The 8,598-nt window shown below is 71.0% G+C and carries 9 protein-coding genes; all 9 read left to right on the plus strand.

The window, feature by feature from the left end; genetic code table 11:
- The first annotated feature begins 202 nt into the window (after positions 1-202).
- The 9 genes from MOX02_RS22770 to fdxA all read left to right on the plus strand — a co-directional run bounded on the left by MOX02_RS22770 (position 203) and on the right by fdxA (position 8,565).
- Positions 203-613: a DUF971 domain-containing protein gene (locus tag MOX02_RS22770; RefSeq protein WP_244948449.1), complete on the plus strand. Its 411-nt coding sequence runs from the start codon at positions 203-205 to the stop codon at positions 611-613.
- A gap of 61 nt (positions 614-674) precedes the next feature.
- Entirely contained in the window at positions 675-2,447 is a 1,773-nt protein-coding gene (locus MOX02_RS22775) for a fumarate reductase/succinate dehydrogenase flavoprotein subunit (protein ID WP_147028122.1), read from the plus strand.
- Between the two features lie 28 nt (positions 2,448-2,475).
- A complete protein-coding gene (locus MOX02_RS22780) occupies positions 2,476-2,709 on the plus strand; it encodes a 4Fe-4S dicluster domain-containing protein (protein WP_142582591.1) in 234 nt (77 codons plus the stop codon).
- Positions 2,710-2,717: 8 nt separating this feature from the next.
- A complete protein-coding gene (locus tag MOX02_RS22785) occupies positions 2,718-3,683 on the plus strand; it encodes a HEAT repeat domain-containing protein (protein ID WP_147028123.1) in 966 nt (321 codons plus the stop codon).
- Between the two features lie 278 nt (positions 3,684-3,961).
- The gene (locus MOX02_RS22790; RefSeq protein WP_238179444.1) at positions 3,962-4,684 is read left to right on the plus strand and encodes a Crp/Fnr family transcriptional regulator; all 723 of its coding nucleotides are present in this window, start codon (positions 3,962-3,964) and stop codon (positions 4,682-4,684) included.
- A 165-nt stretch (positions 4,685-4,849) separates the two neighbouring features.
- Positions 4,850-6,274: an ABC transporter substrate-binding protein gene (locus MOX02_RS22795; RefSeq protein ID WP_147028125.1), complete on the plus strand. Its 1,425-nt coding sequence runs from the start codon at positions 4,850-4,852 to the stop codon at positions 6,272-6,274.
- A gap of 4 nt (positions 6,275-6,278) precedes the next feature.
- Positions 6,279-7,178, plus strand: coding sequence for an ABC transporter permease (locus MOX02_RS22800; RefSeq protein ID WP_147028126.1), 900 nt, complete (start codon positions 6,279-6,281; stop codon positions 7,176-7,178).
- Between the two features lie 162 nt (positions 7,179-7,340).
- Entirely contained in the window at positions 7,341-8,201 is an 861-nt protein-coding gene (locus MOX02_RS22805) for an ABC transporter ATP-binding protein (protein ID WP_147028127.1), read from the plus strand.
- Positions 8,202-8,226: 25 nt separating this feature from the next.
- Positions 8,227-8,565 carry a ferredoxin FdxA gene (fdxA, locus tag MOX02_RS22810; protein ID WP_147028128.1) on the plus strand — a complete coding sequence of 113 codons (339 nt, stop codon included), beginning with the start codon at positions 8,227-8,229 and terminating at the stop codon, positions 8,563-8,565.
- Positions 8,566-8,598 lie beyond the last annotated feature (33 nt).

Consider the following 8,598-nt stretch of genomic DNA (forward strand, 5'->3'; position numbering starts at 1 on the left):
AACCCCCTCACCCCGTCCCTCTCCCGGACGGGAGAGGGGACCCGCGCCGGATCCGGTGCGGGTCCAGGAGGCCCCTGCCCCGGCTGGGCCGCGGCACCGCCCCATCGGCAACCGCGCCGGCGATCGCGATTTGCGGGCAACTAATTGCTGTCCGCCGCCCCGCCCCTCGGCTCCAATGGCCTCACCCAACGAGGAGTGGCCGATGACGAGCGGCGTGATGCGGCTTCCCGCCCCGCCCCCCTTCGATCCCGACGCGATCCCCGACGAGGCGGTGCTCTCCCGCGGCGGCGCGAGCCTGCGGCTCGCCTGGCGCGACGGCACGAGGGGGGACCTCACCGCCGAGACCCTGCGGCTGCGCTGCCGCTGCGCGTGGTGCACGCGGGAGCGGATCGAGGCGCGCTTCCCGCACGATTTCCCCGGCGCCGCGGTGACCCGCATCGAGCCGATGGGCGGCTACGCGGTGCACCTCGCCTTCGCCGACGGCCACGCCCGCGGGATCTTCCCCTGGAGCTACCTGCGCGATCTCGCCCGCGAGGCCGCCCCTCCGGAGCAGGCCGCCGAGACCGACGCCCCCGAGATCGACGCCTCCAAGCCCGTCCCCGCCGCGGCCTGAGCCCGCGCCCCCACCGTCACCCGCGAGGCCGCGACGGCCCGCCCGGATGCGAGACAGCCCCATGAGCTTCCACTCGAGCTTCCACCCGAGCTTCCACCCGACCGCGGCGACCGAGATCATCGAGACCGACCTCCTCGTGATCGGCGGCGGCACCGGCGGCCCGATGGCCGCCATCAAGGCCAAGGAAGCCGACCCGAAGCTCCGGGTCGTCCTGATGGAGAAGGCCAACGTGAAGCGCTCCGGCGCGATCAGCATGGGCATGGACGGGCTGAACAACGCCGTCGTGCCGGGCTACGCCACGCCCGAGCAGTACGTGAAGGAGATCACCGTCGCCAACGACGGCATCGTCAACCAGAAGGCGGTGATGGCCTACGCGCAGGGGTCCTTCCCGATGATCCAGTACCTCGACAGGCTCGGGGTCAAGTTCGAGAAGGACGGCTCCGGCGAGTACAACATGCGCAAGGTCCACCACATGGGGACCTACGTGCTGCCGATGCCGGAGGGCCACAACGTCAAGAAGGTGCTCTACCGGCAGCTCCGCCGCCTCCAGGTCGGCGTGACGAACCGCTACATGGCGACGAGGCTGCTGAAGGGTCCGGACGGGCGCATCGCCGGCGCGGTCGGCGTCAACACCCGCACCTCGGAATTCCTCGTCGTGAAGGCCAAGGCCGTGGTGCTGGCCTGCGGCGCCGCCGGGCGCCTCGGCCTGCCCGCCTCCGGCTACCTGTTCGGCACCTACGAGAACGCGGCCAATTGCGGCGACGGCTACGCCATGGCCTACCACGCGGGCGCCGAGCTCGCGAACCTCGAGTGCTACCAGATCAACCCGCTGATCAAGGACTACAACGGCCCCTCCTGCGCCTACGTCACGGGGCCGTTCGGCGGCTTCACCGCCAACAACCGCGGCGAGCGCTTCATCGAGTGCGACTACTGGTCGGGCCAGATGATGCTGGAATTCTGGCGCGAACTGCAGAGCGGCAACGGCCCGGTCTTCCTCAAGATGGATCATCTGCGCGAGGAGACGATCTCCGAGATCGAGACCATCCTGCACACCAACGAGCGGCCCTCGCGCGGGCGCTTCCACGAGCGGCGCGGCAACAACTACCGCCAGCGCCCGGTGGAGATGCACATCTCCGAGATCGGCTTCTGCTCGGGCCACTCGGCGTCCGGCGTCTGGGTCGACGAGAACGCCCGCACCACGGTGCCCGGCCTCTACGCGGTCGGCGACATGGCGAGCGTGCCGCACAACTACATGCTCGGCGCCTTCGTCAACGGCGGCATCGCGGGCGCGGACGCCGCCGCCTACTGCGCGGGCCACGACCTCGCCGCCTACGACGACGGCGACCTCCTGGCGGAGCAGGAGCGGGTGCTCGCCCCGACCCGCCGGGCGGACGGGCTCACGCCCCACGAGATGGAGTTCAAGACCCGCCGCCTCGTCAACGACTACCTGGAGCCGCCGAAGGTCACGGCCAAGATGGAGCTCGGCCAGCGGCGCTTCGCCGAGATCCGCGAGGATCTCGACCTCCTCGTCGCCCGCGACCCGCACGAATTGCACCGGGCGCTGGAGATGCAGTCGATCCTCGACTGCGCCGACATGGCGGCGGCGGCCTCCCTCTACCGGACCGAGAGCCGCTGGGGCTTCTACCACCTGCGCGTCGATCACCCGGAGACCAACGACGCCGAGTGGGGCTGCCACACGGTGCTGTTCAAGGACGCGTCCGGCCGCATGGCCCACGCCAAGCGCGCGGTCGACCCCTTCATCGTGCCCGTCGCGGCCGAGGAGATGAGCGCCTACCACCAGCTCCGCATCAAGACGCCGGCCGCGGCCGAGTGATCGTCCCCTCAGAACCGGAGACCTATCCATGCCGATCATCACCCAGGCCAAGAGCGCCGCGGTCGTCATCGACGACGAGAAGTGCATCGCCGAGAAGGGCTGCCGGGTCTGCGTCGACGTCTGCCCGCTCGACATCCTCGCGATCGATGAGGACCGGCAGAAGGCCTACATGAAGTACGACGAGTGCTGGTACTGCATGCCCTGCGAGGTCGACTGCCCGACGAACGCGGTCAAGGTCAACATCCCCTACCTCCTGCGCTGAGGCTCGTCATGGCAGCCCTGTTCGACACCTTCGACGACGATCTCGACGACCTCGCCGAGCGCTGCGCCGACCCGGATCCCGGCATCCGGCGCGTGGCCATGATGGAGCTCGCGGAGGCCGTCGGCCCCGGGGCGACCGTGCTCCTCCTCAAGGGGCTCGCCGACGCGGACGCGGCCGTGCGGGCGGCGGCCGCCCGCGCCCTCGACGAGCACGACGGGCCGGCGGTGGTCGAGAGCCTCGTCCGCTCGCTCGAGGACGCGGACGAGGCGGTGCGCCGCACCGCCGCCGACACGCTGGCCGAGAAGAAGGAGCCCGCCTGCGGGCCGCTCCTGATCGAGCGCGCGGAGCACGCCGACCCGTTCGTGCAGGCCGCAGCCCTCCGGGCGCTGCGCGAGCTCGTGCTGCCGGACGCGCTGGCCGCGGCGCTCAGGGCGCTGCGCAGCCCCGCCCCGGAGGTGCGCCGCGAGGGCCTCGGCGTGATCGGCTACCTCAAGGCCGAGGAGGCGCTGCCCGCCCTCATCGCCACCGCGGGCGACGCGGACCCGAGCGTGCGCCGCGCCACCATGGCGGCCCTCGTCTTCCTGCGGCCCGGCGGGCCCGGCGTCTCGACGCTGATCGCCGGCCTCACGGACGGGAACTGGCAGGTGCGCGAGGAGACGGCCGTCTCGATCGCCAAGATCCGCCTGCCCGAGGCCGTCGAGCCGCTGATCGCCGCCATGGACGACCCCGTCTGGCAGGTGCGCACCAAGGCGGCCAACGCGCTCGGCCGCATCAAGGCCAAGGCCGGCGTCGACGCGCTGGGGAACGCCCTCGCCTCCGAGGTGAGCAACCTGCGCAAGGAGGCGGCGGCCGCCCTCGGCGAGATCGCCGACCCGCGCGGCCTCGCCTACCTGGAGGCGGGCGCCGAGGACCCCGACCCCGACGTGCGCAAGCTGATCCGCTGGGCGATCGGCCGCTGCCGCGGCGAGGCGTAGGGGGCACGGCCTGCGTCGCGGGCGCGGCGCAGAATCCTGCCCGCCGCGGGCCGCAGATTCTTGCCCGCCGCCGGCCGCGCGGAGAACACGAACCTTCCGCGGGACGATGTCGCGCGGGCAGGCTCCCGACCTGCCCGCGCGCCCCGCCGCCAGGCTTCACTTTAGAGCTGGTACAAGGTTTGCTGCATCGCAGTATGCAGCGAATCGAGGAGCCAGCGATGCAGTCGAGCCCCGCGCCGACATGGAACCCGCACGCGGGCGGGGCCCCGGCCGCCCCGATGCAGGCGAGCGCGCTGATCCTCTCGGAATCCGAGCCGCAGCCCGGCGGCCCGCGCCCCCTCCTCCAGGGGCTGACCGAGCGGGAGCTCGCCCTCGTGATGGAGAAGGGCCAGCGCCGGGTGCTCTACCGGGGCGCCACCCTGTTCAGCCAGGACACGGCCCATGACGGGATCTGGCTCGTGGAGACGGGCCGGATCCGGGTCTTCTACACCGCGCCGTCCGGCCGCGAGATCACCCTCGCCTACTGGTACCCGGGCAACTTCGTCGGCGGTCCGGAGGTGTTCGGCAACGGCGTGCACAGCTGGTCCGGCATGGCGGCGGCGAACTCCACGGTGCTGCACCTGCCCGGCAAGGCGCTGCAGGGGCTCGTGGCCCAGATCCCGACCCTCGCGCTCGGCGTGATCGAGGGCCTCTCCTTCAAGGGCAAGTGCTACTCGGCGCTGGCGCAGATGCTCGGCACCCGCTCCATCACCGAGCGGCTCGCCCACCTCCTCCTGCACCTCACCGACCTCTACGGCGTCGAGGAGGAGGACGGCACCGTGATCGCCGCCACCTTCACCCACGCCGACCTCGCCCACATGGTCGGGGCCACCCGGCAATGGGTGACGATCAGCCTGAAGCGGCTCGCGGCGCAGGGCGTCGTGGTCACGCGGCGCTCGCAGATCGTGATCCTGCGGCCCGACAGCCTCGCCCGGATGCGGGGCGGCGAGGAGGCCGCTTAATTCGCGGGCGTGCCGCTCAAACAAGCAGCAGGCGGTCGGGGGCCCCGGCTTTTTGCGCAACTAATCGACCCGGGAATCCCCTCTCCGTTTGATCGGACCGAAGCCTCAGCCCGATCATGCCCCCGATGTCGAACGGACATCGTCCAGGCCGAAGTGGAGCACGCGATGCCCTCGTTGTTGTCCAGATGCGGATCGGTGTCGGCGGCGGCCCTCCTCGCCCTGACCGCCCTCGCCGCCCCGGCCCGCGCCCAGTCGACGCTCACCGTGGGGATCGGCACCCAGGACACGACCACCAACACCGCCACGGTCGGCGTCGTGATCCGCCAGCTCAAGCTCCTGGAGAAGCACCTGCCCAGGACCGGCAGGTATGCCGGCATGACGATCGCGCTCGACTGGCAGAACTTCACCTCCGGCCCGCCGGTCACCAACGGCATGATGGCCGGCAAGCTCCAGTTCGGCGCGATGGGCGACTACCCGCTCGTCGTCAACGGCTTCACCTTCCAGAACAACCCGGAGAGCCGGTCCGAGCTGATCTCGGTGGCCGCCTACAACCTCCACGGGTCGGGCAACGGCATCGTGGTGCACAAGGACTCGGCGTTCTTCTCCTTCGAGGACCTGAAGGGCAAGCTCGTCAGCGTGCCGTTCGGCTCGGCCGCCCACGGCATGGTCCTCAAGGCCCTGCAGGACAAGGGCTACCCGGCGACCTGGATGCGCCTCGTGAGCCAGAGCCCGGAGGTCGGCGCGACGAACCTGCAGGAGAAGAAGATCGACGCGCACGCCGACTTCGTGCCCTTCGCCGAATTGCTGCCCTTCCGGGGCTTTGCCCGCAAGATCTTCGACGGCGTCGAGACGAAGCTGCCGACCTGGCACGGCGTCGTGGTGCGCACCGACTTCGCCAAGGAGTACCCGGAGATCGTCGAGGCCTACCTCAAGGCGGTGCTCGACGCCCGCGACTGGGTGAGGGCCGACCCGAAGCGGGCGGCCGAGCAGATCGCGGCCTGGACCGGCACCGACAAGGAGGTGGTCTACATCTTCCTCGGGCCCGGCGGCATCATGACGATGGACCCGACCATCAAGGAGCCGCTGGTGGAGGCGGCGCGCGAGGACGTGAAGGTCCTGCAGAAGCTCGACCGCATCAAGGCGTTCGACGTCGGGGCCTGGGTCAACGACGGCTACCTGCGCAGGGTCTTCGCCGAGCGCGGCCTCGACTACGAGCGCGAGCGGGCGAGCACGGCGAACTACGAGGTCTCGGGCGAGGATCCGTTCTGCAAGCGGCCGGTCGCCGAGCCGCGCAAGGCCGGCGAGATCTGGGTGAAGGGCGGCGACATCCAGCCCTATTCCAGCGCTGCCTGCACGCTCGGCGCGCTCGGCGAGATGACCTCCAAGGGCCGGGAGGCCAACGTCGCCTACGTCTTCGACGCGGCGCGCGGCATCAAGCTGTTCGCCAACCAGGCCTTCTACGTGGCGGACGGGACGGGCGGGCTCGCCCCCTACCTCCTGAAGGAGGACGCCGAGGCGGCCGCCAGGTCCGGGGGCGGCAAGGTCCTGCCCTTCGACGAGGCCCTCAAGGCCGCCGTGACGGGAGGCTGAGCCGATGGAAGCCGTCGCCCTCCGCTCCCCCGGCTCCGCCTCGCCCGAGACCCGCCTCCCCTCCCGGTCCGAACCGGCCGGGCGCGCCGGCCCGCCGCCGGCCGGCGGGCTCGTGCGCCGCTGGCTGCGACTCAACCGCGGCCAGATCCGCGCGGTCGCGATCGGGCTCGTGTCGCTCGCGCTGTTCGTCGCCGCCTGGCAGGTGCTGACCGCCAACCGCGTCAGCTTCTACGTGCGCTTCGTCAACGTGCCGACGCCCGAGGACGTGCTGCAGCGGGCGCTGCTCGCGCTGAAGAACCCGATGTTCGCCGACCACGTGCTGATGAGCTGCCGCCGCATCCTGTTCGGCTTCCTCCTGGCGGCCGGCGTCGCGGTGCCCCTCGGGCTCCTGATGGGCCGCTTCCGGCTGCTGCGCGAGGTCGCCTTCCCGATCTGCGAGGTGCTGCGGCCGATCCCGGCCATCGCCTGGGTGCCGATGGCGATCATGCTCTGGCCGACGAACGAGGGCTCGATCGTCTTCATCACCTTCCTCGGCTCGTTCTTCCCGATCCTGATCAACACGCTGCAGGGCATGGCCGCGGTCGATCCCGTGCTGGTGCGGGCGGCGCGCTGCCTCGGGGCCCGCGAGGGCGCCCTGTTCCGCGAGGTCTACCTGCCGGCCTCGCTGCCGCAGATCTTCACGGGGCTGACCGTGGGCATGGGGGTGGCCTGGGTCTCGCTGATCGCCGCCGAGATGATCTCGGGCCAGTTCGGCATCGGCTACTTCACCTGGGAGGCCTACTCCCTCGTCCAGTACGCCGACATCGCGCTCGGCATGATCACGATCGGCGTGCTCGGCCTCGTCTCGAGCTTCGCGATCCGCCTGCTCGGCCGGCTCGCGATGCCCTGGAGCGCGGCGCGCTGAAGAATCCAGGACCCGCGCGGCGCGCTGAACAACTCAAGACCCGCGCGGCGCGCCGAAGAATCCAAGACCCGCGCGGCGCGCCGAAGAATCCAAGACCCGCGCGGCGCGCTGAGGAACTGAAAGACCCGCGCGGGACCGCCCTCCGCAACCAAGGAGCCTGCCATGGCCGCCACGGCCCGGGGCCTCATCGAGGTCCGCGACTTCTGCCTGCGCTACGAGACCATGGAGGGGGCCGTCGAGGCCGTCTCGGAGGCCAGCATCACCGTCGAGCCCGGCGAGTTCGTCTCGATCATCGGCCCCTCGGGCTGCGGGAAGTCGACGCTCCTGAACGCCCTCGCGGGCTTCCTCACCCCGACCGCCGGCCGCGTCACCGTGGACGGCGAGGCGGTCTCGGGGCCGGGCGCCGAGCGCGGCATGATCTTCCAGCAATACTCGCTCTTCCCCTGGAAGACCGTGCGCGAGAACGTCGAGTTCGGCCTCAAGATGAAGGGCGTGCCCCGGTCCGAGCGCCAGCGCCAGGCCCGCACGCTGCTCGGCCTCGCCGGGCTGACGCCCTTCGAGAACCACTATCCGGACCGGCTCTCGGGCGGCATGAAGCAGCGCGTGGGCATCGTGCGGGCGCTGGCCACCGGCCCGCGCATCCTGCTCCTCGACGAGCCCTTCGGCGCCCTCGACGCGCAGACCCGGCTCATCATGCAGCAGATCCTCACCAACATGTGGCAGCGCCTGAAGATCTCGGTGCTGTTCGTCACCCACGACATCGACGAGGCGATCTTCCTCTCCGACCGCATCTACGTGATGACGGCGCGGCCCGGCACCATCAAGGCCGAGGTCGCGATCCCGCTGCCGCGCCCGCGCCAGCCCGCCATGACCCTGTCCTCGGAGTTCCTGGGGCTGCGCCGCGGGCTGATGTCGCTCATCCGCGAGGAGAGCATCCGCGCCATGGGCGGCGAGGTCAGCGCCGAGGCGATGAAGGGGCTCGCCATCAACCTCGAGGGCCAGGACCTCGCCGCGGTGCTCTGAGCCGCGAGCCACAGCAGGATCAGCCATGACCTACGTCGTCACCGAGAACTGCATCCGGTGCAAGTACACCGACTGCGTCGAGGTCTGCCCGGTCGATTGCTTCTACGTCGGCGAGACGATGCTGGTGATCAACCCGGCCGAGTGCATCGATTGCGGCGTCTGCGAGCCGGAATGCCCCGCCGACGCGATCAAGGCCGACACGGAGCCCGGGCTCGAGGGCTGGATCGCCCTCAACGCCAAGTACGCGGCCCTGTGGCCGAACATCAGCGAGAAGACCGAGCCGGACCCGGAGGCCGCCGCCTTCGACGGGCGCCTGGGCAAGCTCGCCGAGGCCTTCGGCACCCAGGACCCGGCCGCCGCCTGACCCATCCACCGGAGGATCGACCCATGAGCAAGC

Source organism: Methylobacterium oxalidis (assembly GCF_007992195.1).
GTDB lineage: Bacteria > Pseudomonadota > Alphaproteobacteria > Rhizobiales > Beijerinckiaceae > Methylobacterium > Methylobacterium oxalidis.